This window comes from Vibrio sp. Vb1755, assembly GCF_033338635.1.
GTDB lineage: Bacteria > Pseudomonadota > Gammaproteobacteria > Enterobacterales > Vibrionaceae > Vibrio > Vibrio alginolyticus.
In genome coordinates this window covers 1-1653 of record NZ_JAWOTA010000091.1, presented here as the reverse complement: position 1 = coordinate 1653, position 1653 = coordinate 1, and the positions used below count along the sequence as shown (strand labels likewise).

At 47.5% G+C, this 1653-nt stretch carries 2 protein-coding genes; both read left to right on the top strand.

Going from position 1 to position 1653, the window contains the following annotated elements:
- Positions 1-273 precede the first annotated feature (273 nt).
- Positions 274-1026, top strand: a complete 753-nt coding sequence (gene rluA, locus R7E00_RS22840; protein WP_005461846.1) for a bifunctional tRNA pseudouridine(32) synthase/23S rRNA pseudouridine(746) synthase RluA — start codon at positions 274-276, stop codon at positions 1024-1026.
- 34 nt (positions 1027-1060) lie between these two features.
- Positions 1061-1653 (top strand): NAD(P)-dependent oxidoreductase (locus R7E00_RS22835; protein WP_318124514.1); only part of this gene is annotated, 593 nt, incomplete at its 3' end.

Below are 1653 nucleotides of genomic sequence, written 5' to 3'. Positions count from 1 at the left end.
GTTCGCGGGAATCCAAACGGCGTGAAACCTTATTTAATGTTATGGGGTGCTTTTCCGAACGGAATAAAGTTATTTGGGTAACCACTCTATAAATATCACTCCCGCAGTACTTGTCAAACTATATTTACAAATCAGTTTTTATTTTATTTTTCGAATTTATTGACTTGATTAACCCTGTTGGTTTTGGTGTTTTCATTGGTCGCGAAATTAAAATGCGTTTTGACTGAGCCCTCGTTATAATCGCGGCGTTTTTATTTTCTAGAGATCCCACCCATGGCAATGCTTGAGTACAACCCACCGACAGATCCTTGGATCGACATCGTTTTTGAGGACGACCATATCTTGGCTGTGAATAAGCCGTCTGGTTTGTTGTCAGTTCCGGGACGTCTTGCAGAGCACCATGACAGCATGTGGAGTCGTTTACAGGAAGAGTACCCAGATATCCAAGTCGTGCATCGCTTAGATATGTCGACGTCGGGATTGATGGTACTGGCTAAAAACAAGCGAGCAGAAAGTGCGTTGAAAAAGCAGTTCCAGTTCCGCTTAACGCATAAAATTTACTACGCACGCGTTTGGGGTCATGTCGAGCAGGAAGAGGGCGAAATCGATCTGCCATTGATCTGTGACTGGCCAAACCGTCCGCTGCAAAAAGTGTGCTTTGAAGATGGTAAGCCATCAAAAACTCTCTTCCAAGTCGCGAAGCGAGAAGAACACGAAGACGGCACAAAGACGACCATCGTACGTTTACTGCCTATTACTGGCCGCTCACATCAATTGCGTGTGCACATGCAAGCGTTGGGTCACCCTATTGTTGGTGATGAGTTCTACGCGACCGAAGAAGCCAAAGCCTTCTCTGAGCGTTTGGAACTGCACGCTTCTGAACTGAGCTTCTACCACCCGAAAAGTCACTGGCTCCGCAGTATTTTTGTTCCGTGTGACTTTTACCCGGAAGCCGAAGAGATGATCTTTGACTATTTCGATCCAGAGCGTAAATTACCTGATTACAAAACACTGCCACGCCCATAAATAGATTTCATTAGGCAGTGAACAAGGAGCCGTTATGTCACTGCCTAAAGTGGTCTTTCTCGACCGCGCCACCATTCCCAATCACATTCAAGTCCCGCGCCCTGAGTTTCCTCATCATTGGATGGAGTATGCACTGACACCGCCTGAGTTCGTGGTTGAACGCTTGGCTGATGCCGATATCGTCATCAGCAATAAAGTGGTGCTGGATCAATCGGTACTTTCGCAGCTGCCTCAGCTCAAGATGATTGCCGTTGCGGCGACAGGGTTTAACAATGTCGACGTGAACTATTGTGCTGAACATGGCATTGCAGTCGCGAACGTGCGTGGTTATGCCACTCGATCTGTGCCTGAGCATGTGATCGCGATGTTGTTTGCTTTGCGTCGAAACTTGTTTGGGTACCATCAAGACATTGCGGCTGGTGAATGGCAGCGTAATAAGCAGTTCTGCTTTTTTACTCATTCCATCGGGGATGTTGGCGGCAGTACACTAGGTGTCGTCGGTAGTGGTGCATTGGGACAAGCCACGGCGAATCTGGCTCAAGCGCTAGGAATGACCGTTTTATTTGCGGAGCGTAAAGGAGCGGCAGAATGTCGACCAGGTTATGTGCCATTTGAGGAAGTGTTGAA